Annotated in this window: 21 protein-coding genes; 9 read left to right on the top strand and 12 right to left on the bottom strand. The window is 69.6% G+C overall.

Annotation, left to right across the window (positions count from 1 at the left end):
- Nucleotides 1-226: 226 nt before the first annotated feature.
- Entirely contained in the window at nt 227-739 is a 513-nt protein-coding gene (locus ABZ319_RS06685) for a hypothetical protein (protein ID WP_354985335.1), read from the top strand.
- 50 nt (nt 740-789) lie between these two features.
- Here ABZ319_RS06685 and ABZ319_RS06680 read toward each other — a convergent pair whose 3' ends face one another.
- Both ABZ319_RS06680 and ABZ319_RS06675 read right to left on the bottom strand, forming a co-directional pair.
- On the bottom strand, nt 790-1,602 hold the full coding sequence (locus ABZ319_RS06680; protein WP_354985406.1) for an MBL fold metallo-hydrolase: 813 nt from the start codon (nt 1,600-1,602) through the stop codon (nt 790-792).
- 5 nt (nt 1,603-1,607) lie between these two features.
- Complete coding sequence (locus ABZ319_RS06675) at nt 1,608-2,168, bottom strand: ester cyclase (protein WP_354985334.1); 561 nt, start codon at nt 2,166-2,168, stop codon at nt 1,608-1,610.
- A gap of 122 nt (nt 2,169-2,290) precedes the next feature.
- Here ABZ319_RS06675 and ABZ319_RS06670 point away from each other — a divergent pair, with 122 nt between their 5' ends.
- The 3 genes from ABZ319_RS06670 to ABZ319_RS06660 all read left to right on the top strand — a co-directional run bounded on the left by ABZ319_RS06670 (nt 2,291) and on the right by ABZ319_RS06660 (nt 6,120).
- Nucleotides 2,291-3,010 (top strand): TetR/AcrR family transcriptional regulator C-terminal domain-containing protein, encoded by a 720-nt coding sequence (locus ABZ319_RS06670; protein ID WP_354985333.1) that lies wholly within the window; start codon nt 2,291-2,293, stop codon nt 3,008-3,010.
- A gap of 420 nt (nt 3,011-3,430) precedes the next feature.
- The gene (locus tag ABZ319_RS06665) at nt 3,431-4,765 is read left to right on the top strand and encodes an MFS transporter (protein WP_354985332.1); all 1,335 of its coding nucleotides are present in this window, start codon (nt 3,431-3,433) and stop codon (nt 4,763-4,765) included.
- 62 nt (nt 4,766-4,827) lie between these two features.
- Nucleotides 4,828-6,120, top strand: coding sequence for a family 1 glycosylhydrolase (locus ABZ319_RS06660; protein WP_354985331.1), 1,293 nt, complete (start codon nt 4,828-4,830; stop codon nt 6,118-6,120).
- 111 nt (nt 6,121-6,231) lie between these two features.
- On the opposite strand, the gene ABZ319_RS06655 is transcribed toward ABZ319_RS06660, so the two are convergent.
- Genes ABZ319_RS06655 through ABZ319_RS06635 form a run of 5 tightly spaced genes read right to left on the bottom strand, consistent with a single transcriptional unit; the run spans nt 6,232 to nt 11,972 of the window.
- Nucleotides 6,232-7,152 carry a carbon-nitrogen hydrolase family protein gene (locus tag ABZ319_RS06655; RefSeq protein WP_354985330.1) on the bottom strand — a complete coding sequence of 307 codons (921 nt, stop codon included), beginning with the start codon at nt 7,150-7,152 and terminating at the stop codon, nt 6,232-6,234.
- Nucleotides 7,153-7,199: 47 nt separating this feature from the next.
- On the bottom strand, nt 7,200-8,594 hold the full coding sequence (locus ABZ319_RS06650) for an MATE family efflux transporter (RefSeq protein ID WP_354985329.1): 1,395 nt from the start codon (nt 8,592-8,594) through the stop codon (nt 7,200-7,202).
- A complete protein-coding gene (locus ABZ319_RS06645) occupies nt 8,591-9,661 on the bottom strand; it encodes a cysteine synthase family protein (RefSeq protein WP_354985328.1) in 1,071 nt (356 codons plus the stop codon). Before ABZ319_RS06645 ends, ABZ319_RS06650 begins: the two co-directional genes overlap by 4 nt.
- Nucleotides 9,658-10,998 (bottom strand): alanine racemase, encoded by a 1,341-nt coding sequence (locus ABZ319_RS06640; protein ID WP_354985327.1) that lies wholly within the window; start codon nt 10,996-10,998, stop codon nt 9,658-9,660. The genes ABZ319_RS06645 and ABZ319_RS06640 overlap by 4 nt, the downstream gene beginning before the upstream one ends.
- Nucleotides 10,995-11,972 (bottom strand): ornithine cyclodeaminase, encoded by a 978-nt coding sequence (locus ABZ319_RS06635; RefSeq protein ID WP_354985326.1) that lies wholly within the window; start codon nt 11,970-11,972, stop codon nt 10,995-10,997. The genes ABZ319_RS06640 and ABZ319_RS06635 overlap by 4 nt, the downstream gene beginning before the upstream one ends.
- 344 nt (nt 11,973-12,316) lie before the next feature.
- Between ABZ319_RS06635 and ABZ319_RS06630 the strand changes: the two genes are divergently transcribed.
- From ABZ319_RS06630 to ABZ319_RS06620, 3 genes are all read left to right on the top strand, one after another.
- Nucleotides 12,317-12,850 carry an anti-sigma factor gene (locus tag ABZ319_RS06630; RefSeq protein ID WP_354985325.1) on the top strand — a complete coding sequence of 178 codons (534 nt, stop codon included), beginning with the start codon at nt 12,317-12,319 and terminating at the stop codon, nt 12,848-12,850.
- A 121-nt stretch (nt 12,851-12,971) separates the two neighbouring features.
- Nucleotides 12,972-13,910, top strand: a complete 939-nt coding sequence (locus tag ABZ319_RS06625) for a sensor histidine kinase (RefSeq protein WP_354985324.1) — start codon at nt 12,972-12,974, stop codon at nt 13,908-13,910.
- Nucleotides 13,911-14,214: 304 nt separating this feature from the next.
- Complete coding sequence (locus ABZ319_RS06620) at nt 14,215-14,550, top strand: STAS domain-containing protein (protein WP_354985323.1); 336 nt, start codon at nt 14,215-14,217, stop codon at nt 14,548-14,550.
- A gap of 49 nt (nt 14,551-14,599) precedes the next feature.
- On the opposite strand, the gene ABZ319_RS06615 is transcribed toward ABZ319_RS06620, so the two are convergent.
- Complete coding sequence (locus ABZ319_RS06615) at nt 14,600-15,007, bottom strand: anti-sigma factor (protein WP_354985322.1); 408 nt, start codon at nt 15,005-15,007, stop codon at nt 14,600-14,602.
- A gap of 189 nt (nt 15,008-15,196) precedes the next feature.
- Between ABZ319_RS06615 and ABZ319_RS06610 the strand changes: the two genes are divergently transcribed.
- Complete coding sequence (locus ABZ319_RS06610) at nt 15,197-16,036, top strand: RNA polymerase sigma factor SigF (protein WP_354985321.1); 840 nt, start codon at nt 15,197-15,199, stop codon at nt 16,034-16,036.
- A 50-nt stretch (nt 16,037-16,086) separates the two neighbouring features.
- Here the strand turns inward: ABZ319_RS06610 and ABZ319_RS06605 are convergent, their stop codons facing one another.
- From ABZ319_RS06605 to ABZ319_RS06595, 3 genes are read right to left on the bottom strand one after another with little or no spacing between them, the layout of a single operon-like run.
- On the bottom strand, nt 16,087-16,530 hold the full coding sequence (locus ABZ319_RS06605) for a response regulator (RefSeq protein WP_354985320.1): 444 nt from the start codon (nt 16,528-16,530) through the stop codon (nt 16,087-16,089).
- Complete coding sequence (locus ABZ319_RS06600; protein WP_354985319.1) at nt 16,527-18,152, bottom strand: CHASE3 domain-containing protein; 1,626 nt, start codon at nt 18,150-18,152, stop codon at nt 16,527-16,529. Before ABZ319_RS06600 ends, ABZ319_RS06605 begins: the two co-directional genes overlap by 4 nt.
- Nucleotides 18,149-19,321, bottom strand: coding sequence for a SpoIIE family protein phosphatase (locus tag ABZ319_RS06595; RefSeq protein ID WP_354985405.1), 1,173 nt, complete (start codon nt 19,319-19,321; stop codon nt 18,149-18,151). Before ABZ319_RS06595 ends, ABZ319_RS06600 begins: the two co-directional genes overlap by 4 nt.
- Nucleotides 19,322-20,193: 872 nt before the next feature.
- Between ABZ319_RS06595 and ABZ319_RS06590 the strand changes: the two genes are divergently transcribed.
- Nucleotides 20,194-21,078 (top strand): RNA polymerase sigma factor SigF, encoded by an 885-nt coding sequence (locus ABZ319_RS06590; protein WP_354985318.1) that lies wholly within the window; start codon nt 20,194-20,196, stop codon nt 21,076-21,078.
- A gap of 32 nt (nt 21,079-21,110) precedes the next feature.
- On the opposite strand, the gene ABZ319_RS06585 is transcribed toward ABZ319_RS06590, so the two are convergent.
- Complete coding sequence (locus tag ABZ319_RS06585; protein ID WP_354985317.1) at nt 21,111-22,292, bottom strand: cation:proton antiporter; 1,182 nt, start codon at nt 22,290-22,292, stop codon at nt 21,111-21,113.
- Nucleotides 22,293-22,296 lie beyond the last annotated feature (4 nt).

Here is a 22,296-nt window from a genome sequence, read left to right as displayed (position 1 = left end):
CTGCACCAGCGGAACGGGCTCGGAGGCCCGGAGATTCACCCCCACCCGGGCCTCCGCTGCCCCGCCGCGACGGTTCACATCCGGATCAGGCGCGATCGTCCGCGAGGTGGTGCGCACCCGCGCCCCGAGTGCGAGGGAGCTGCGCCCATGCCGACGAACCGGACAGGCCCGCACACGAACGCGCGAACCGGACACCGCCGGGGGCCCGCCCATCCGGAGGCCCGGCGTGACCGAACATCATGACGTGCCCCCATCGACGGGCCCGACCCCGTACCTGCCGCTGCTGCTGGACCTGGTCGCCGGCTACCTCGAACACGACCACACCCGCGTCGCCGCGACGGCGACGGACATTCGCGACGCGGGGAGACCCGCGCTGGACGGGACCATGCAGGAGGCGGGCACGCTGATAGCGCATCTGCACACTGTCGCCTTCTGCGCGGGTCAGACGGTCCACATCGCCGACCTCCAGGACGAGCTGGTGCAGCTGGTTTCGCGGGCCGTGCCGCTGCACCACGAGTTCGCGATAGCCCGCGCCCTGGAGGCGATCACCACCGGCGTCGGCGACGGCTGCCCGTTCGGTCCCGGTGACACCGGTGATCTGCTGCTGTTGCACACCGCGGCGGCGTATTGCGCCCTGGCCGGGACAACGATCTTCGGCACGGGCGCCTTCACCCCGAACGGGCTGCGGTTGATGGGGCTGGCCGCGCGGTCGTTACGAGACGAACGGACAGGCCGGTAGACGGTCGAACGGACAGGCCTTCGGCCGAACACCACGTGGACGGCCGAGGGTCACAGTCCCCGCAAGTCCGCCGCCGCGGTGCGCGCTCGATCCAGCAGCACCGGGTCGTGCGCGTTGACCAGCAGCAGATCCGGATCCGCGGCCGCCCAGAGTTCGGCCAGCCGTTCGTGATTCGCGCGAACCCGGGTGCGGTCCCAGGCCATGAAGCGTTCCATGCCGGTCAGCGCCAGGGGTGCCGCGCCGCTGCCGTCGATCTGCCCGCGGTGGTAGAAGGCGTCGCCGGCGTGCAGGATCCAGCGCTCCCCGGCGTCCACGGCGACCGCGGCGTGGCCGCGACTGTGCCCGGGCAGGCCGATCAGCACGAGACCGGGGGCGATGTCGGACAGTTCCAGCGCACGGGTGAACCCGCGCCACGAATCCCCGTCCCCCGGTTCGTGTTCCACCAGTATCGGACCGTGCGCCGACCCCGCGGGCAGGTACCGGCCGCGTTCTACGAAGGTCCGCGGCCGGCGGGCGGCATCCGCTTCGGTCGCGGTGAGATGCACCCGCGCCCAGGGAAAATCGGCCAGCCCGCCGATATGGTCGGCATCGAAATGGGTGAGCACGATGTCGCGCACGTCGCGCGGCTCGAATCCGAGCTCGCGCACCCGGGTGATCGCGGCCTCGGCCGGATCGAAGACGGGCCGCACATAGAACCGGCCCGGTCCGAAGCGCGGGCCCGGCGTGCGGCTGTCCCGCAGGCCCAGACCCGAATCCACCAGCGCCAGCCCGCGCGCGGTTTCGAGCAGCAGCACGTGGCAGACCAGACCGCCGGGCGTGCCGATCGGGTGCATGGTGCCGCAATTGAGGTGATGCACTCGCACGAGCGTCACACCGCCAGATCCGCGGGCGGGGTCCGGACCAGGCGCTGATCCGGTTCGCTCGACATCGCCAGCAGACCGCGCACCGCGCGCACCACCAGCGGCCAGGTGCGGGGATCACGCAGGTTCAGCCCGCCGACCAACTGCTTGAGCATGGTGAGCGTGTCGAAATAGATGCGTTCGATGATCAGGTTCTCGGCGTCGTCGAACACGAAGTAGGCGCTCATCCGCGTGCGATGGCGCGCACCGGTCGCGGGGATCCTGCCCAGGGGTCCGGAATGCGTTCCGAGCAGCCAGAATTCGACGATCACGGCGTCGGCGCTGTGCCGCAGCGCGATGATCTCGTGGTCCTGATCGGGGAAGGCCACGCGGGTATCACGGTAGTAACCGCGCACCTGGGCGTCACCGTCGTGCACGGTGAGGGTCGGGATGATCTCGTAGTGCGGGTGCGGGAAGGTGGCCAGCACGTCGTCCCAGGCCTGGCGGACCTCGTCGTGGAAGTGGTCGAGCACCAGTCGTTCGCGTGCCCGCAGGACCTCGGCGGACGGTATGGCGAAACGATCGGCCATGGCGATCTCCTGAACGTTCGATCGGGGACGACCCGCGAATCCATTAATTCCACGTCGTGGGTATATTCGGTAGACTAAACCCACAACGTGGAATTAAGCAAGGGTGGTGCAGGATGGGTGCCATGACCGAACCGGTTGCCCCGACGTCGCGACCCGCAGGCGCACCGCGCCGCGGGCGGCCGCCCAAGGCGCAGGCCCAGCTCTCGCGCGGGGCGATCCAGGCGGCGGCGCTCACGGTCATCGACGCCGACGGCATCGCCGGGGTCGGCATGCGGTCGGTGAGCCGGGTCCTGGGGGTGGATGCCAAAAGCCTCTACCACCATGTGGAAAGCAAGGACGATCTGCTCGACGCGGTCGCCGAACACCTGCTGGCGCAGCTGCGGATCCCCCGGCCGACCGATTCGATCGAGCACGACCTGCGCGCGATGGCGCACGAGTTCCGGCGCGTCACCCTCGCTCATCCCGAGGCCGCGACGCTCGTGCTCACCAGGCAGCTGTCCTCGCTGACCGGGCTCGCGCCGATCGAGAGCATCCTGGCCGTGCTGCGGCGCACCGGACGGGAGCCCCGTGCGGCGGTGCACCTGCTGCGCACCGTGATGGCCACCCTCGTCGGGACGCTGCTGCGCGAGGTGTCGGCGGGTCCCACGTTCGGCACCACCGATCCGGACGGCATCGCCGAACGTGAACGCACACTGCGGAATTCGGGCCTGCCCGAGGTCGCGGCCGCGGCCGGGCAGCTGGCGCGGTTCGATCGCGAGCGCGAATTCGAGTACACCCTGGAACTGATCGTGGATATCGCGCTGTCCCGCCCGGTTCGGGCTCGATCGGCCGGAACCGAGTAACACCTCACCGACCAGCCGGGCCCGACCGACCAGCGGGGTCACGAGCCTCACCGAACAGCCGGATTCGACCGAACAGCTGGATCCGGCCGACCGGCCGGGTCACGAGCCCCACCGAAGAGCCGGGCCCGATCGACCGGCCGGGTGCCGGATGAATTCCGGGGGTAGCGCCCGGTCGAAATCCAGGACAGCGCCCGGCCGCACAACCTCGCCCCGCCCGCGAAATCCACCCGGCGTGACCGGTGTCACAAACCCGGTACCCGCTCCCGGTCGGGGCATGTCTCGGGCGAACACCCGGCGACCGCCGTGGTTTGAGAAACCGTGAGCCCGGGTAACGGTTCTTACCGTGCGAAAGCTTCGGCGTTCTCTGCGCCGCGGCGGTACCGAGGAAGGTCCGTGGTGCGGGCTGGGAAGGCAGGCACGATGAGGAGCACAACCGCGGCGAACCCGCTGCGAAGATCGGTCGCCGCGTCCGCGATGGGCAACGCGACCGAATGGTTCGACTACGGCGTATACGCCGCCACCGCAACCTATTTGACCGCCGCCTTCTTCCCCGGCGAACTCGGGACGCTCGGCACGATGCTGGGCTTCGCCATATCGTTCCTGCTGCGCCCGCTCGGCGGCATGGTGTGGGGCCCGCTCGGCGACCGGGTGGGCCGCAAGGTCGTGCTGGCCACCACCATCCTGCTGATGGCCGCGGCCACGGGCGCGATCGGCCTGCTGCCGACCCACGACACGGTGGGCTGGTGGGCGCCGCTGCTGCTCATCGCGCTGCGCGTGGTGCAGGGGTTCTCGACCGGTGGTGAATACGGCGGCGCGGCAACCTATCTCGCCGAGTGCGCGACCGACCGCAAACGCGGATTCCTGGGCAGCTTCCTGGAGTTCGGCACCATGGCGGGCTTCGTCGGCGGCTCGGCGGTGGTGCTGGCCTGCCAGCTCGTGCTGGGCTCGGAGACCATGTACGACTGGGGCTGGCGGATTCCGTTCCTGATCGCCTTGCCGCTGGGCCTGATCGGCTGGTACCTGCGTGCGAAGCTCGACGAGTCGCCGGTGTTCGTCGAGGTCGCCGAGCAGGACACGCCGCCGGCCGGGCTGCGCGAGGTGCTGACCACGTACCGGCGCGAGACGCTGACCCTGATCGGGCTGGTGATCGCGCTCAACGTGGTGAACTACACGCTGCTCACGTATCAGCCGACGTACCTGCAGAAGACGATCGGGCTGGGCGAGTCGACGACCACCGCGATGATGCTCATCGGCCAGCTGGTCATGATGGTGTCGCTGCCGTTCTTCGGGCGGTTGTCCGATCGGGTGGGGCGGCGGCCGATGTGGCGGTTCTCGCTGATCGGACTCACGGTGCTGGCGGTGCCGATGTACGCGCTGATGGCGCTGGGCCCGGTCTGGGCGGTGGTGGGGTTCGTGGTGATCGGGCTGCTGTACGTGCCGCAGCTGGCGACCATCAGTTCGACCTTCCCGGCCATCTTCCCCACCCATGTGCGTTATGCCGGTTTCGCTTTCGGCTACAACGTGTCCACGGCGGCGTTCGGCGGTACCGCGCCGCTGGTCAACGAGGCGGTGATCGAGAACACCGGCTGGAATCTGTTCCCGGCGGTGTACATGGTCGGCGCGTCCCTGATCGGCCTGGTCGCGTGCGCTTTCCTGCGCGAGACCGCGGGATGTTCGTTGCGCGGCACCGAGATTCCCGAAGCCGAACCGCACGAATCGGACTCGACGCGGGTGGCGGCGGCAGCGGCCGGATGAACTGCCGCCCAATCTGATCGGACCGCCGCGAAACCCGCTCGGGGGTAAGTACCCTCGATGCGATGGGACAACGTGCAGTGTTCATCCTGGCATGCATCGTTCTGGCGGTTTCGGGCGCGCTCACCACGCCCGGGAGCGCCGTCGCCGATCCGGGGCCGCCCCCGGTCGGCGGCAATTTCCTGTGGGGCGTATCGAGTTCCGGCTTCCAGAGCGAGGGCTCGGCGCCCGACAGCAACTGGCGGCGCTACGCCGCCTCCGGGCAGGCCCAGGACTATCGCAATTCCGTGGACTTCCTGAACCGCTACGGCGAGGACATTCAGCACGCCGCCGACATGGGCGTCGGGGTCTTCCGGATCAGCGTGGAATGGGCTCGGGTGCAGCAGAATCCGGGACAGTGGGATTTCTCGTTCTACGACGGCCTGATCTCGCGGGTCCGCGCGGCGGGTTTGCGGCCCATGATCACCCTCGATCACTGGGTGTTCCCGGGCTGGGCGGTCGATCGCGGCGGCTGGCGCAATCCCGGCATGGTCGAGGACTGGCTGGGCAACGCGCGCGCGGTGGTAGACCGGTACGCGGGCGATGATCCGCTGTGGGTGACCTTCAACGAGCCGCTGGCCTACGTGTCGCAGGAACAGCGGATCGGCGGCATCGGCGCGATCGACGTCACCGCGATGATCGATCGCATGGTCGCCGCGCACCGCGCGATATACGACCACATCCACGCACGTCAGCCCGGTGCGCTGGTGACCAGCAACATCGGCTACTCCGCCATGACCGCCGCCCAGGACGACGCGTTGTTCGTGGACCGCGTCGCCGACAAACTCGACTACGTCGGCATCGACTACTACTACGGTGGCTCCCTGTCCGATCCGCCGAATGTGGCCGCCCTGCTGACCAATCAGCCCACCAGCCTGATCATCGAGCCCGAGGGCATCTACTACGTCCTGCGCCGCTACTCCCAGAAGTTCCCCGGCCGCCCCCTCTACATCGTGGAGAACGGGATCCCCAGCGACAACGGCTCCCCCACGACCGACGGCATGACCCGCGCCGACCACCTGCGCGACACCGTCTATTGGGTCCAGCGCGCGAAGGCCGACGGCATGAACGTGATCGGCTACAACTACTGGAGCATCACCGACAACTACGAATGGGGCAGCTACTCCCCCCGTTTCGGCCTCTACACGGTCGACGTGACCTCCGACCCGTCCCTGACCCGCCGCCCCACCGAGGCGGTCTGGGCCTACCGCGACATCACCACGACCGGCGGCGTCCCCCCGAACTATGCCCCGGTCCGCGCCCCCGCCCTCTGCTCCCTGGTAGACCTCCCCACGAGCTGCTTCGCCCCCGCGCGCTGAGAAGGGTTCCCGGGCACAGGCTTTACGCGACTGCCCGGGAAAGGCTCCTGTCAATTCGCTCCCCGTGCCGGCGGTGCTCGGTGCGCTGTGCCGGGTGGCCGGTGCGCGGGCCTACCCGGTGAGCATGTGCCGCCGATACCAGCGTCGGCCGTGCCAGCGGTGGTAGTGCCAGGCGAACGCGGGGAGCGCGCCGCGGCGGTGCAGCCAGAACCGGTCCGGCGAATCCTGGAGCGGCGCGGTCGAACCCGGGGTGATGTCGCCCAGCGCCATGCCCGCGCCCGCCCCCGGCTCCCGCGCGGCGACGATCGCGCCGGTGGCATCGGTGATCACGGCCAGCCCCTCGAAACGACCGTGGTAATCGCCGGGCATCCAGGGCAGCCCGCAGTCGAGGGGTCCGGTGTGCGCCGCGTGGATGACCGGCGCGCCGATGAAGCGGGCGAAGGTCGTCGCGGCGCGATGCGCGGTCGCGGCGTTGGCCCGTTCCATGCGCTCGAACAGCGCGGCGGGCGGCCAGTCGGGCATGGACCACCAGCCCGATCCGCTCATCAGGAAGTCGATGTTGCCGCGCAACCGCCGGACGGTGCCGGTGCGCATGAGTTCCCAGCACACCGCGGCGCCGACCCGGTAGTTCCCGGCCTCGATGATGCCCGGATCGCTCCCGCCGATGTAGAAGGCGTTCTCCCACAGCGTCGGCAGGTCCTTGTCGTGCCTGCCCAGCACCCCGTCGGGGCCGGCCAGCAGGTAGGCGTTGCGGACCTGGCCGTCGTCGTCGCGGCACAGGAACGACCCGCCCACCAGCGCGCCGAACCGGCTCGCGATCGACTGCAGCAGCGTGGTGGCCGGCCCGTTCGGCGGCAGGACCGCATCGATCAGCCGTTCGCTGAATCCGATACCGGTGGAGAAGAACTCGGGCAGGGCGATGATCTCGGCCCCGGCCACGCCGGCCGCTGTCGCGAGCCGTTCGCACGCCTGGAGATTGGCGTCGATGTCCGCGAGCACCGGCTCGAGCTGAATCGCCGCCACCCGGACCATGGAAAAACGGTACTCCGGATCTGCGACCGGCACGGGCGGATCGGCGTTCAGGCCACCGTCGTCACCTCCCGCCCGGCGATATCGGCCGAGTGCCGCGCGAAACTGCGCCACACCAGCGCCGCGGTGGCGGCGAAGCCCAGGCACAGCCCCGCCCAGACGCCCGGCGCGCCCCACCCCAGAACCGGGCCGAACACCACCATCGCGGGCACGCCCAGCGCGAAGTAGCCGACGAGGGTGTCGCGCAGGCCCGCCGCGGTCCGGCCGATGCCGCGCAGCAGCCCGATGCACAGGTTCTGCGAACCCTTGCAGTACTGCTGCACGATGGCGAACCACAGGAGGGCCGAAGCCGCGGCCACCACGTCGGCGTTGTCGCGGTCCGCGCCGAAGAACGGAGCCAGCACCGCGTCCGGGAACAGCAGGTACACCCCGCCGATCACCGTCATGAACGCGAAGCCCAGCACGAAGGTGCGCCGCGCGATGCCGCGCACCAGCGACCACTCGCCACGGCCCACCGTGCGGCTGACCAGAATCGAAGAGCCCTGGGACAGACCGATGTTCACCTGGTAGACGATGTAGGCCAGCTGATTGACGATGGTGCTCGCGGCCAGCGCGACCGGCCCGAACGCACCGATGAGCAGGGTGGCGATCGAGGTGATCGCCGCTTCGGCGCCGTAGGTCAGGGCGATCGGCGTGCCCAGGCGGACGATGCGGCGCACCGTCGCGGGTTCGGCCCGCCACGCCCGCACCGACAGCAGCTCCCCGAGCACCGGATCGCGGCGCACCGTCACCAGGTAGGTCGCGCACGTCCAGCACAGCACCAGGGTGGTGGCCAGCCCGATTCCGGCCGGGCCGAGCTTCGGCAGTCCGAACCAGCCGAAGATGAACAGCGCGTTCAGCAGTGCGTTGACCCCGATCGAGATCAGGGTGACCCGCAGCAGCGATCCGGCCCGGCGCAGGCCGACCGCGAACTGGCGCAACACGTTCAGCCAGAGCATGGGCACCAGTCCCGGGGCCAGGGTCCACAGGATCGGCCGCGCCAGGCGCAGCACCTCGGGATCCTGGCCGAGCCTGCCCAGCGCGGACGCGAGCCCGATCAGCGCCAGCGCGCCCGCGCCGGCGGTGCCGGTGGCGACCGCGAGCGCGGCCCGCACGTAGCCGCGGATTTCCGCCCGCGCCTGTTCGTCCAATGCCGCTGTGCCGGTGCGCTTCTCCCCGCTGCCCGCGGCCGCGGCGATCATGTTGCCGACCCCGGTCACCATGCCCACGCACATGGTGCGCAGCTGGTTGTACAGCAGCAGCGCCAGCCCGCCGGCCGCGACCGCGGTCACGCCCAGCAGGCCCATCATCGCCAGATCGACCGTGGTCAAGGCGACCTGGGCCACCTGCAGTCCGGCGATGGGCGCGGCCATCGCGACGATCGCGCGATACTCGCGTGTGTTCATGCGCCCACGCCGCTCCCGGCCGCCCCGGCCAGTCGAACCGATTCGTCGTAGGCCCGGCACCAGCGCGTGATGCGTTGTCCCAGCGCCTCGTCCAGCAGCCCGCGCGCGGCCAGCCACTGATCGTCGTACACGGTGTCGAGGTACTTCTCCCCCGCGTCACAGACCAGCACGACCGCGGTGCTGCCGGGTGCGAGATGCACCAGCTGGCGCAGCGCGACGTGCACCGCCGCGCCGCCGGTGCCGCCGATCAGAATGCCGGTGCGCCGGGCCACCACCCGCGCGGTCGCGAAGGCCGCCGCGTCACCGACCCGGTAGCTCTCGTCGATGAGTTCGCGACGCACGTTGTCGCCGATCGGGAAGCCGCCCGGACTGCCCGCACCGCTCTGCCAGTAGGTCCCGGCCGGTCCGCCGAAGATGGTCGACCCCGCCGGTTCGACCCCGATGGCGTGCACGCGCGAGCCGAGCCGGCGCAGCTCTTCGACTGTGCCGCAGAGGGATCCGCCGGTGCCGACCGCGCCGATCAGCTGGTCGACATCGGTGTCGAGATCGGCGAGCAGTTCCCCCGCCAGTGCCCGATAGCCCGCGTTGTTGCTCGGATTGTTGTGCTGATCGGGCCGGTACGCCCCGGTTCGCTCGGCGATCTCGCCCGCGACCCGGCGGCGTTCGACCGTCCCGGGCCCGTCGCCGTCGCATTCCACGTGCACCAGCTGCGCGCCCATGGCCCGCATGGCCCGCAGCTTGTCCCGCGCCGCATGCGAGTCCACGACCGCGGTGAAGGTGTAGCCGCGTTCGAGCGCGATCAGCGCCAGGCCCGCGCCGGTGTTGCCCGAGGTGGGTTCCACGATGTGCCCGCCGGGCGCGAGCCGGCCGTCGAGCTCGGCCTGCAGCACCATCTCCCGGGCCATGCGGACCTTCGCCGACCCGGTCGGATTGAACTGCTCGAGTTTGAGCAGCAGCCTGCTGCCCGCACCGGTGCGCACGAGTTCGAGCATCGGGGTGGAGCCGATCAGTTCCGAGGCGTGGGTGACCACGTTCTCCCGATGCCAGGGCAGGTGGGTGGCGGTCATCGATCCAGCCTCCAGCGCGGCCGGCCGTCCCGGTGGCTGAGCACGATTTTCGGCGGTAGCGGTAATTGGTGGAATTCGCTTTCGTTCTTGTCCATCTGATAGCCGGCGGTATTGGGGTACAGCAGCAGGTCACCGTGCGCGGGCCGCTGACTCATCCGCACCTTGCGCCAGGTGAGCACGTCGTACTCCATGCAGCTCGACCCGCCCACGCACGAGTACACCGGCCGGGGTTCGCGGTCGGCGGTGGCGGGCACCAGGATCGGATCGGGCAGGAACTCGCTGCCCTTCCACTGTTCGGACAGGCTCATGCTCAGGCCCTGCACGGTGGTGATGCCGTGCGCGTCGTGCTGTTTGAAGCCCAGGACCGGGAACACCGTGAATCCGGCGTCGATGAGCAGGGCCCGGCCCGGTTCGAGGAACACCTCGAGCTCGTGGCGCCGCAGGTGCGCGGCGAGGGTGCGGCCGTCGAACTCCGCGGCCAGGATGGCCGCGAGCATGTCCGGCCCGGCCGGCCCCTGGGCGTAGGGGTAGAACTTCTCGAAATGCTTTCCGGCGTGGAACCATTCGCCGGTGCGCCGGTCCTCGAACTCGGTCCAGTCGGCGTCGGACACGTAGCGGCACGCGAAGCCGCCGCCGATGGACAGCGCGGTGATCGGCAGGCCCGCGCGCCGGGCGGCCACGCTCATCCGGATCGATTCGTAGGCCAGTTCGGCGCGCGGGGCCGCCTCGTAACCGTCGAGGTGGAAGGAGAAACCGATCATCCGCAGCTGCGGCAGCCCGAGGCAGCGTTCGAGCGCGGACCGTAATTCGCTGTCCGACAGCCCGAATCGACTGTGCGGTGCGCCCGGGGGCAGGCGGCGCAGCAGGACGCGAACCGGCGCGGTGGCGACGGCGGCGAGCCGTTCCAGCTCGTCGAGCGCGTCCACCGCGATGACGCTCCCGTGCCGGACGGCCAGGCGCAGCAGCTCATCGCTCTTGGCGGCGCCGGTCACGCCGATGTCGCACCCGCGAACGCCCGCGGCCAGCGCGTGCACCAACTCCGGAACGCTGGCCACGTCCACGCCCGCGTCCAGCGCGGCGACCTCGGGCAGCCAGCAGCCGGCCTTGTTGGCCTTCTTGCCGAAGTACACCTGCCCGCGAACCTCGTGATCGGCCAGCACCCGCTGGAACGCGCGCAGGTTGTCCGCGAATTGTTCGGGGTACAGCAGGTGGAACGGCCCGCCGACCGCGTGCCGGATGTCGTGCAGCAGCCACGGATCGGCACGGGCCGCGAGCTGCCAGTCGCGCTCGAGCGCGGGCAGGGCGGGCAAACCGGCCAGGGCCTCGGAGGTGTTCACGTCCACAGTTCCACCCGCTGTCCGCGTCCGGCCGCCACCGCGCGGGTGGCCAGGGCGTGGGCGACCGGGATATCGGTGATGATCATTCCGGAGGAGAACACGAACACCCGCTCGGTGTCCGCGCGCCGCCCCGGGATCCGCCCGGCCACCACCTCCGGCAGTTCGGCGTCGACGCCGGCGAAACCACCGTGTCCGGCCAAACGCGCACCGGTGACGCCCAATTGGCCCGAACTGGTGGCGATCACATAGTCGGCCTGCCCGAGCGCACCGCTCTCGATTCCCTTGGACGCCACCGAGATCAGCAGCCCGCCGGGCGGCAGCCCATCGGTGCGCACCCGGGGATGGGCGGCGCGACCCGAGGCGACCACGACGATGTCGGACTCGGCCACGGCCGCGGGCACGTCGCCGACCAGTTCGATCTCGCGATCGGGGAACCAGCGCCGCATGACCCGCAGGCTCTCGGCGATGCCGTCCGGATGGGTTCCGAACAGTCGCAGGCGTTCCAGTCCGGGCAGCGCGGTCAGCAGATACGGCAGGGTGTTTCGGCCCTGGATCCCGGTGCCGATCATGAGCGCGCTCGTCGCGCCTGGGCGGGCGCAGAGTTTCGCGATGATCGCGGTGGTCGCCGGGGTGCGGGTGGCGCCGATGCGCTGGCAGTCCATCAGCGCGAAGGGCCTGCCGGTGGTGTCGTCGTACAGGCTGATGGTGGTGTAGTACTTCTCGGCGCTCTCGCTGCCCTGCCGATAGGACGTCTTGAACCCGACCTGGTCCAGCCAGCCGTCGTAGCCCAGCATCGAGTACGCGACCGCGTCCCGCTCCGCCGCCGGGACCGGCATCATGAGTTTGACCGGACAGGCCGAGACGCCGTGTGCGAAGGCCCGGTACCCCTCTTCGACGAGTGCGATCGCCTCGGCCGGGGTCAGCTCGACATCCGCGAGATCGGTGCGGGTCAGAATGTGCATTGCCGTGGTCAAGAAAACTCCGTTTTCACTACCGATTGCCGTGGGGCACAGCGCACGCAAACACTCGGCCACCGAACGACGTTGTCGCGGTGCGGATTACGGCGTGCGCCGCAATGACTTCGGTAGCTTAACCATAATGGCAACCGTTTTCATTAATGTCCGAGGTGGTCTCGCTCACAATCGCACCCCCGACCGCGCAAGATCGACCGGAGTGAAACGGCTCTCCGAATCGCTACGTTTTCGCTCGCACATCCCCGGGTAGGCCAGTAGCAGAACAACGTGCAGATCGGACGACAACACTGCCTATCGGATGCCAGGGGCGATGTGAGATGACGGGGCAATTCAGAACACGGGACATGGGAAATAGCAGGTCACGGCGCGGAACGGCCGGTGCGCACCTCAGGGTCGCACCCGAGCCGCCGCAGCCCGCGCCGCCGCCCACGCCGAACTACACCGAGGTCGCGGTGCGCACCCCGGCGGTGGCCGGGCAACTCGGCACGCTGCGCGCGCTGGCCGAGACCGTATGCCTGATAGCCGACTTCGGCATAGACACCGCGGTTGACCTGCGCATAGCGGTGGACGAAGTGGCTTCGGCGCTGGTCCGGGCGGCGGTGCCGGGCACCGAGATCGACTGCCGGTTCCACTGCGACGACTACAGCATGGGCGTCCACATACACGGGGTCATCGACGCGCTCTCCGGATTCGAGACCGACGGGGTGGGCTGGCACATGCTGCGCTCGCTCACCGACGGCGTGCACGTCACCACCGAACCGTTCGACCGCGCGCTGTCCGGGTTCCCGATCGCGGTCCGCTTCTCCCGCACACGCGGACAATTAGCCGACCAGGCGCCGGGGCCGTGGACCACCCGGGGCGAAGCCGGCCGGAGCTGAACTTCCACCCTCCGGAACGACGCGTAGCATATGCGTTTAGTTTCCCCTCCCGGAGACCGCGCGCGGCGTGGCGCCAGGCGGCAGCGTTCTCCGGGCAACCGACGATCGGGGCCGCTTGCCGATGACCACAGCCGCGACTACGAATCCCTTCGTGCACCCGGCGCTCTTCTACCGTGACAGCGATGAATACCTTTCGGGCACATTGCGTTTCATCAGGGAGGGCCTGACCCTCGGCGAACCTGTCGCGGTGTCGGTGCCCACGGCCAAATTGGCGCTGCTGCGCACGGCGCTGGGCGAGGACGCCGATCGGGTTCGACTACTCGACATGACGATCGAGGGCCGCAATCCCGGGCGCATCATCCCCGGGGTGCTGCGGGCCTTCACCGACGCGCACCCGGCCGACCGCGTGCGCATCATCGGCGAACCGGTCTGGGCCGAACGCTCCGAGGCCGAATACCCGGCCTGTGCGTTGCACGAGGCCCTGGTCAACTCCGCCTTCGCCGGACGTGCGGCCACCATTCTGTGCCCGTACGACCTGAGCACGCTGCCCGCGCACATGGTCGCCGACGCGTACGCGACCCACCCCACACTGATCGACGGCGCGGGCGAGAGTGTCAGTACCGCATATGATCCCGACCACATCGTGGCGATCTACAATCAGCCGCTGGCCGATCCGCCCGCGACCGCGACCACCTACGCGTTCGACGCCACGACCCTGTCCGAGGTCCGGCACGCGGCGGTGGAGTACGCCACACAGGCGGGCATGAGCGCCGACAATCTGCTGGACGCCGAACTGGTCATCGGCGAGACCACCACCAATTCGGTGGTGCACGGCGGCGGCAAGGGCACCCTCGCGCTCTGGTCGCAGGGCCCGCACCTGTGCTGCCAGGTGCGCGACGCGGGCCATATCGCCGACCCCTTGGCCGGTCGGCTGCCCGCACCGGCCCACCGCCCCGGCGGACGCGGCCTGCTGATCGTCAATCAGGTCGCGGACCTGGTACGACGACACACCGGACCGGGCGGCACCACGCTGTACATCCGGCTCCCGCTGGGCCGGTAGCAGCCGGCCACGATGCACGAAAAGGATTGGGCGCGGGGCATGTTCCCCCGTCGCCCGCAGGGCGCGACGGTGACCGCCGGGTTCGGTTCCAGTAACCGGAACGAGTCGAATACCGCAACTTTTGCCGCCGCCATCATCACTCGAATAGGGTGGCGGTGAGCGCGCGCAGTGGACTCCTGCCGACGCCATGTATCCGGAGGTAGCTAACGGTGTCGATGGACGGAATCGGACGTATTGGGCAACATCCCGGCCGGTGTGCCGGGCTCTTCATGTGTGCCGCCGGAACCGACGGGCGGGCCGTGCGATGAGGGAACTGATCGTCCGGATGCACGCGGTCGAGTCCGCGATGGTGCTGTCCGCCTCGGGCGAGGTGGACATGGTCTCCGCGCCCAAGCTCTCGGCCGCGGTGGCCGAGGCCGTGGCCGGTGAATCCCCCGTACTCGTCATGGACCTGACCGAGGTCGGATTCTTCGGCTCGGCTGGTTTGAGCGTGCTGGTGGAGGCCCTCGAGGTCACCGCGGGCCGGCAGTTCCGCGTGGTGGCCTCGGCCCCCGTGCGCCGGCCGGTGGAACTCACCGGACTCGGCGACCTGCTCGCGGTCTACGGCACGCTGGAAGAAGCGCTCGCCGCGGACGCCTGACGGCGCCCGCTCGAACAATCCCTGAACCCGCCGCCTTCGGGCGGCGGGTTCAGCGCGTGCTGTTGCGGCGCGCGTCCCGTAGTCGCCGGAACTCCACCACGGTCGGGTAGCCCCCGGCCGGAATCGCGTACACGCCCTGGTCGGTGACCAGGGAATCGGTCAGCGAGCGCACGATGTGCCAGCTGAGCCCGTGCTCGTCCAGCGCGTCCTCGGACCCGGCGACGCCGGCGACCCGCACGGCCAGTTCCTGCTCGTCATAGGTCAGCTCGCAGTCGAGCATCGACCCGGGCACCGCGGCCAGCATCAGCAGGGTCGCCACCTCGTCCAGCGCCAGCCGGATGTCGTTCACCTCACCCAGGCCGAAATCGGCCACCAGCGTGACGGTTTCGGCGAGCGCCCGCAGCATCGTCAAATGGTCCGGTGTCGCGGGTACCCGCAGTCCAACCGTCGTCCCCATGGCATTCTCCGTTCCCGCGTGCTTCCCCATCGCCCGGTCCGGGCAGAGTACCCTGCCCGGGTTCACTCTCACGGCGGCCGGTCCTTATCCACGGTCCCGTCGGATATATTGCGACCGATCACGTTTGAGTAACGCGGACCCGGGTAAACCGCCACCACAGTCGGAATGGAACGGGAGTTAGGAAACCTCATGTCCGAGGCGCAACTTCGCACCCAGAAGGGTCGGCCGGCGCGCACGGCCGGCAACAGCTACGACGACATCGAGCCGCGGTTCGAGCAGCTGGCGGACTGTGCGGGCGACGTTGCCCGGCACGCCGCGCTGCGGGAAGAGATCATCCGGGACTGCCTGCCACTGGCCGAGCACATCGCGCAGCGCTTCAGCGGTCGCGGTGAGACGTTCGACGACCTGCTCCAGATCGCCCGCGTGGGTCTTGTACAGTCCGTGGACCGCTTCGACGCCGCGCGGGGCACCACCTTCCTCTCCTTCGCCGTTCCCACCATCATGGGCGAGGTGCGCAGGCACTTCCGCGACCGCACCTGGGCCGTGCGCGTGCCGCGGCGCACCAAGGAATTGCAGCAGCAGCTCGGTCAGGTGACCGAGACCCTCTCGCACCGGCTGGGCCGACTGCCGACCGCGCGCGAGATCGCCGCCGAACTCGACGTGGATCTGGTCGAGGTCACCCAGGCCATGATCGCGCGCAACGCCTACCAGGCCAGCTCGCTCGACAGCTCCCGCACCGACGACGAATTCGCCCCGGCTCCGGTCGTGGAGACCCTCGGCGCGGAGGAGCCCAGCTACCGGCTGCTCGAGGACGCCATGTCGGTGCGCCCGCTGCTGGCCGCGCTGCCGCAGCGCGAGCGCCAGGTGCTCATCTGGCGGTTCTTCGAGAACCAGTCCCAGGCGCAGATCGGTGAACGCCTGGGCGTCTCGCAGATGCAGGTGTCCCGGATCCTCAACAAGACGCTGAGCACCCTGCGCGAGAAGGCGCTGGGCCCTGCGGAGAGCGAACGCGTGCTGCGCATCGCCTAGCCGAACACGAGCCCGAACTCACCGTCTCGCGGGGCGGTGAGTTCTTCGGCTCAGGACAATCGTGGCAGCCGGACGACCTGGACGAAGAAATCGTCGATCTGCTTGATAGCGGAGATGAACTGATCCAGGTCGACCGGCTTCGTCACGTACGCGTTGGCGTGCAGCCGGTAGCTGCGCAGGATGTCTTCCTCGGCGGCTGAGGTGGTGAGCACCACCACCGGGATGTGCGCCAGGTCCGAATCCGACTTGATCTGCTCGAGCACCTGCCGCCCATCGTATTTGGGCAGATTGAGGTCGAGCAGGATGAGATCGGGGCGGGGCGCGCCGGTGTGCGCGCCGCGCTGGTACAGGAAGTCCAGGGCTTCCTCGCCGTCCCGGACCACCAGCAGCGTGTTGCCGATCCGGTTGTGCTCGAAGGCTTCCCGCGTCATGAGCTCGTCCCCCGGATCGTCCTCGACGAGCAGGATGACAATCGGCTGGACGAAATCGGTCACGCGGGGACTCCTGGTTCTGTGGTGGGGTGTTCGGGGGCCACCGCTCGCGGTGCGGGTTCGGCAAGGGTGAAACAGAACCGGGTGCCGCCGGTGTAGTCGGTGTCGATCCAGATGCGCCCGCCGTGGAACTCCACGATCTTCTTGCTCAGCGCCAATCCTATGCCCGTGCCGGTGTACTCGTCACGGCTGTGCAGGCGCTGGAAGATGACGAAGACCTTGTCCGCGAACTCGGGGGCGATGCCGATGCCGTTGTCGGTGACCGAGAAGCGCCGGCCGCCGTCGGGTCCCGGTTCGGCCTCGCACTCGATGCGCACCCGCGGGGGCTCACCGGGCCGCTGGAACTTGATGGCGTTGCCGATGAGGTTCTGCCACAGCATGACCAGCAGGGTCGAATCGCCGGTCACCTCGGGCAACCGCTCCGGGCGTTCGATCTGCGCACCCGAATCCTCCACCGCCGCACCGAGGTTCGACAGCGCCTTGTCCAGGGTGTGGTCCAGTCCGACGCTGGCGGTGTGATCGTTGACCCGGCCCACCCGCGAGAAGGTGAGCAGATCGTTGATCAGCACCTGCATGCGCTTGGCGCCGTCGACCGCGAATTCGATGTACTGCTTGGCCCGGTCGTCGAGCTGGTCGCCGTAGCGCTTCTCCAGCAGCTGACAGAACGAGGCCACCTTGCGCAGCGGTTCCTGCAGATCGTGCGAGGCCACATAGGCGAACTGCTCCAGTTCGGCGTTGGAGCGGCGCAATTCGGCCGATTGCGCATCCAGGTCGGCGGCCTGTTCGGCGAGTCTGGTCTCGGTGATCCGGGAGGACTCGAGCTCGGTGACGATCCGCACGCGCATGGCCTCGACCGCGGCGGCCACGGTCATCAGATCCGCGGGGCCGTGCACGGTGATGTGATGCCCGAAATCGCCGCCCGCCACGCGCGCCGAGGCCGTTTCCAGGGCCTGCAGCGGCCGGGCGATCAATCGCCGGACCAGGACCGTCAGCGCCAGGCCGGTGACCAGGAACGCCGCGACCATGCCGATCAGGGCCGCGTCGCGCACACTGCGGGTGCGCGCCAGGTCGGCGCGATCGCGGGCCGCGGCGGCATCGAGATTGGAGTTCTGGGTCGTGAAATGCGCGCGCAGCCGGTCGAAGGCGGCCTTGCCGCGCGCGGTGGCCGCCGGGTCCAGGATGCGGGTGCCGCCGTTCGCCACCGAGGCGATCAGCGGGTCCGCGTAGGTGCTGCGCCAGAGTCCGGCCGCGTTCTCGAGCTCATCGACGTCCGCGAGCAGATCCGGGCGATCGTGCAGCAGCGTGCGCAGTTGCGTGCTCGCCAGGTTCTCCTCCCGCCGACCCTCGTCGAAGGGCACCAGGAATTGCGGGTCGGCGGTGAGGGCGTACCCGCGCACCCCGGTCTCCTGATTGGCCAGCGCGCCCTGCAGCCGGTACGCCTGGGTGACCGCGGGCTGGATCTGCTTGCCGAATCTGTCCGAGACGCGGGTGGTCTTGGCGGTGGCCAGCGCCGACAGGCCCGCGCCGACGACCACCACCAGCACCATCACCGCCAGGACCAGTTGGAACCAGGCCCGCACGGTCAGCCGCTGGGTCCAGTTACGAGGTGGCTCGGGTGTGCTCATGCTCGGTGGTCCCGCTCTCGGAGATCGTCGTTCCAGCGCAGATACAGGACCGCGATATCGTCGTCCAGCCCCCCGTGCCGTTCGGCCAGGGCTTCGGCGCGGCCGATGAGTTCGTCCACGAACACCGCGGGTTCGCGCGCGTCCACTTCGCCCGCCAGCGCCAGCAGGCCCTCTTCGCCCAGGCGGTCGTCACCGGCGCCGCTGTGGCCCTCGTACAGCCCGTCGGTGAACAGCACCAGCCCGGTGCCGGGCGGCACGATGAGTTCACTGATGGGCCAATCGGCCTGTCCCGGCGCGAAACCCAGGGCGGGTCCACCGGATACCTCGAGCCAGTCCACACCCGCCGCCGTGCGCACCAGCATGCCCGGATGCCCGGCCCGCATGACCTGCACCGCGTGCCGGCGCGGGCGCAGCACCAGGGTGGTCACGGTGACGAAGGTGTGTTTGCCAGTGCGCTCGGCCAGCAGCACCTGTTCCAGCAGCTGCAACTGCCGAGTTCCGGTGATCCCGCTGAGTACCAGTGTGCGCCAGGCCAATCGCAGGGCAACGCCGGTGGCCGCCTCGTCGGGGCCGTGCCCGGACACATCGCCGATCACCACGTGCACCACGCCGTCGGCGTCCTGCACCACGTCGTAGAAGTCGCCGCCGAGCAGCGAGTGTGCGCTGCCGGGGCGATAGCGGGACACCACGTCCACCACCGGCTCCCCGCGCAGCAGCGGGGTGGGCAGCAGCCCGCGTTCCAGGCGCGCGTTCTCCCGGGCCTGCATCCGGCCCACGCGCAGTGCCGCGGCCGCGCGCTCGGCCTGCTTGCGCTGTACCGCGTACCGCACGGCCCGTCCGAACAGCTCGGGTTCGACGCGGCCCTTGACCAGGTAGTCCTGTGCGCCCGCGGCCACCGCGGCCAGGCCGATCCCTTCCTCGTCCAGCCCGGTCAGCACCACCACGGCCACGTCGGCGGCGCTGCGAATGCGCTCGAGCGCCTCGAGTCCGCGGGCATCGGGCAGATGCAGATCCAGCAGGACGCAGTCGGGGACCTGGGTGCCGAGCCACTGGCTCGCCAGGGTCACGGTCCGCACCCATTCCAGGGTGACGCCCGGTGCCGCGTCGGCGACCAGCTCCTGGACCAGCAGCGCGTCTCCCGGGTCGTCCTCCACCAGCAGGATGACCATGTCCTTGCCGTTGCGCTCGGGGCCGAGCGGCAGGGTGGCCGGATCGGCCTCGGCGCGTGGATCCGCGGGATGGCCCGCGGGGCTCACCGGCTGCCAGAAGGACATCGGTCGCGCTCCTTCCTTCCGGTACGGCGCGGCGCCGCGCTGCCGGAGCATGCTGGGACGAGAGAATACTGCCTCGCCCGGCGACCGCGCGCACAGCACGGCACGCCCGGCCCGACCGCCGCCAACCCTGTCACAGTCAAGATCGTTTCGCCGACCCCGGGTCGGTGCGCCTAACGGTCCGGATCCCTCGATCGGGACCGGCGCCGGCCGAAGCCCGGTGCATCACAACGACTCCCGCGAACGCCGGTGAACAGTATGGGACAGTGGCACGTTCCGGCCGTCCCCTGGCGACCCGGGGGCGGGACCCAATCGGTGTCGCCGTGTCGTCGTGCCTGCTAGCCTGGAACCATCAACACAGTTCCACCGTAGAATTGTGTGCAACGGCAGACTTTGCTGTCCCAGACCCCGGCAGTCGATTCCGTCTCGGCACGGCGACGAAGGGTCGACATGCGTACCACGTCTTTTGTTCTCCACGGCCGGGCAGTGCCCCGCATCGCGAGAACCGCGCCCCCGCGCGACTGTTAGACCCGGGGGCGAGAGCACAGTTCCACCAGCACGGCGAACGGCTGCAGAGAATCGGCTGATTCGCCTGTTCCGCAACCACTTCCACCTGCCGCCTCGAACGCGGTCCGACCGTCTCCGGCAGCGGGTCCAGCCACACCACGGCGGGCGACGCCATCGACAACCCGGTGGCGCACACAAGTAAGAGGTCGAATCCACCTGCCTCGCCTGTACGCCTGCGCAGCAACCTGATTCCAGGAGACGCAATGCGCAAGTCCAGCAGCGGCACCCTCATCGCCGAGACAGCGGCAGAGGACGTACCCACCCCCGCGACGGCCGGGGCGACACCACCGACACCGACGACCCCGCCCCGCCACCGCCGCGACCGCCCCGACAGCTACGACGACATCGAACCCCGCTTCGTCGAATTGGCCGCACTCGCCGCCACCGACCCCCGCCGGCCGGTCCTGCGCGAGGAACTCATCCGGCGCTGCCTGCCGCTGGCCGAGCACATCGCCCGCCGCTTCGCCGGTCGCGGGGAGAACTTCGACGACCTGCTGCAGATCGCCCGGGTCGGGCTGCTGCACGCGGTCGACCGCTTCGATCCCGAGTACGGTTCGTCCTTCCTGGCCTTCGCGGTCCCCACCGTGATGGGCGAGGTGCGCAGGCACTTCCGCGACTACACCTGGTCGGTACGAGTTCCCCGCCGGCTCAAGGAGATTCAGCAGACCATCGGACCCGCGACCGAAGCGCTGGCACAGCGCCTGGGCCGCATGCCCAAAGCCGGCGAGCTCGCCGCCGAGCTCGGGGTCGATCCGATCGAGGTCACCCAGGCGCTCATCGCGGCCAACGCCTATCGGACCTCCTCGATCGACAGCACCCTGGATCCGGAGAACGAGAATCCCGCGCTGTCGCTGCTGGACGCGCTCGGCGCCGAGGAACCCGACTACACCCTGGTGGAGAACTTCATCGCGGTGAAGCCCCTCATCGAGGCCCTGGCCGAAGGCGACCGGAATCTGCTCGTCATGCGGTTCTTCGAGAATCGCACCCAGAGCGAGATCGCCGCGCACCTGGGCGTCTCGCAGATGCAGATCTCGCGCATGCTCACCCGCGTCCTGGGCGCCCTCCGGGAGCAGGCCCTGCGCGACTGAAGCGCCTGCCCCCTTCTCGGTCATGGGTCCGCTCAGGCGACCGCCGGGGCCCGCCCGTCGAAGCGATGCAGCACCGGTTCCACCACGCGCGCCGCGATCGGGCCCAGCACCGCCATGATCAGCACGTAGGTCGTGGCCATGGCCGCGAAGGACGCGGGTACCGCACCGGCCGTGACCGCCAATCCCGCGATGACGATGGAGAATTCGCCGTGCGCGACCAGGGCCGTGCCCGCGCGCGCCCGGCCGTACCTCGAAGCGCCCGCCCGTTTGGCCGCCCACCAGCCGGTGGCCATCTTGGTCGCGACCGTCACCACCGCCAGCACCACCGCCCAGCCCAGCACCGGCGGGATGCTGCGCGGATCGGTGCTCAGCCCGAACAGCACGAAGAACATGGCCGCGAACAGATCCCGCAGCGGCTCCAGAATCTTGGTGGCGGTGTGCGCGGTCGAGCCGGAGATGGCGATGCCGAGCAGGAACGCCCCCACCGCCGCCGACACCTGCAGCGCCGAGGCCACACCCGCGACCAGCAGCGCCGAGCCGAGCAGCTTGAGCAGGAAGATCTCGCGATCCTTGCTGTCCACGATCATCGAGACGTACCTGCCGTAGCGCAGTGCGACCACGAGCACGATCGTCACCGCCGCCAGCGCGATGCCGAGCGTCTTGAGCCCGGCCGCGAACCCCACCCCGGCCAGTACCGCCGTCAGCACCGGCAGGTACGCGGCCATGACCAGATCCTCGAAGACCAGGATCGACAGAATCGTCGGGGTCTCGCGGTTGCCGAGCCGGCCCAGATCGCCGAGCACCTTCGCCACGATGCCCGAGGAGGAGATGTAGGTGACGCCCGCCATCGCGACCGCTCCGGTCAGGCCCCAGCCGAGCATGAGCGCGACGATTACCCCGGGCGTCGCGTTCAGTACCAGATCGAGCACGCCGGCCGCCCACGAACTGCGCAGGCCGGTGACGAGTTCATTGGCCGTGTACTCCAGGCCCAGGAGCAACAGCAGCAGTACGACGCCGATCTCACTGGCCAGGTGAATGAACTCGTCCACGTGGTTCAGCTCGATCAAACCGCCGGTACCGAATATCAGACCACCGAGCAGGTACAGCGGAATCGGCGACATTCCGATGCGCGCGGCGACCCTTCCCAGCAATCCCAGACCAAAAAAGACCGCGCCCAGCTGTATCAGCGCGAGCGCGGTTTCGTGTGCCACCATCTAC

It is taken from the genome of Nocardia sp. NPDC005978, from assembly GCF_040614455.1.
In the GTDB taxonomy this organism is placed as follows: Bacteria; Actinomycetota; Actinomycetes; order Mycobacteriales; family Mycobacteriaceae; genus Nocardia.
This window is presented reverse-complemented; position numbering and strand designations above follow the sequence as displayed.

Coding starts and splice junctions, on each gene's coding strand:
- ABZ319_RS06590 (WP_354985318.1), top strand. CDS start 20,194: ATGCGCAAGTCCAGCAGCGGCACCCTCATCGCCGAGACAGCGGCAGAG.
- ABZ319_RS06630 (WP_354985325.1), top strand. CDS start 12,317: ATGGGAAATAGCAGGTCACGGCGCGGAACGGCCGGTGCGCACCTCAGG.
- ABZ319_RS06655 (WP_354985330.1), bottom strand. CDS start 7,152: ATGGTCCGGGTGGCGGCGATTCAGCTCGAGCCGGTGCTCGCGGACATC.
- ABZ319_RS06665 (WP_354985332.1), top strand. CDS start 3,431: ATGAGGAGCACAACCGCGGCGAACCCGCTGCGAAGATCGGTCGCCGCG.
- ABZ319_RS06645 (WP_354985328.1), bottom strand. CDS start 9,661: ATGACCGCCACCCACCTGCCCTGGCATCGGGAGAACGTGGTCACCCAC.
- ABZ319_RS06650 (WP_354985329.1), bottom strand. CDS start 8,594: ATGAACACACGCGAGTATCGCGCGATCGTCGCGATGGCCGCGCCCATC.
- ABZ319_RS06585 (WP_354985317.1), bottom strand. CDS start 22,292: ATGGTGGCACACGAAACCGCGCTCGCGCTGATACAGCTGGGCGCGGTC.
- ABZ319_RS06615 (WP_354985322.1), bottom strand. CDS start 15,007: ATGGGGACGACGGTTGGACTGCGGGTACCCGCGACACCGGACCATTTG.
- ABZ319_RS06625 (WP_354985324.1), top strand. CDS start 12,972: ATGACCACAGCCGCGACTACGAATCCCTTCGTGCACCCGGCGCTCTTC.
- ABZ319_RS06675 (WP_354985334.1), bottom strand. CDS start 2,168: ATGGCCGATCGTTTCGCCATACCGTCCGCCGAGGTCCTGCGGGCACGC.
- ABZ319_RS06670 (WP_354985333.1), top strand. CDS start 2,291: ATGACCGAACCGGTTGCCCCGACGTCGCGACCCGCAGGCGCACCGCGC.
- ABZ319_RS06620 (WP_354985323.1), top strand. CDS start 14,215: ATGAGGGAACTGATCGTCCGGATGCACGCGGTCGAGTCCGCGATGGTG.
- ABZ319_RS06610 (WP_354985321.1), top strand. CDS start 15,197: ATGTCCGAGGCGCAACTTCGCACCCAGAAGGGTCGGCCGGCGCGCACG.
- ABZ319_RS06660 (WP_354985331.1), top strand. CDS start 4,828: ATGGGACAACGTGCAGTGTTCATCCTGGCATGCATCGTTCTGGCGGTT.
- ABZ319_RS06600 (WP_354985319.1), bottom strand. CDS start 18,152: ATGAGCACACCCGAGCCACCTCGTAACTGGACCCAGCGGCTGACCGTG.
- ABZ319_RS06595 (WP_354985405.1), bottom strand. CDS start 19,321: ATGGTCATCCTGCTGGTGGAGGACGACCCGGGAGACGCGCTGCTGGTC.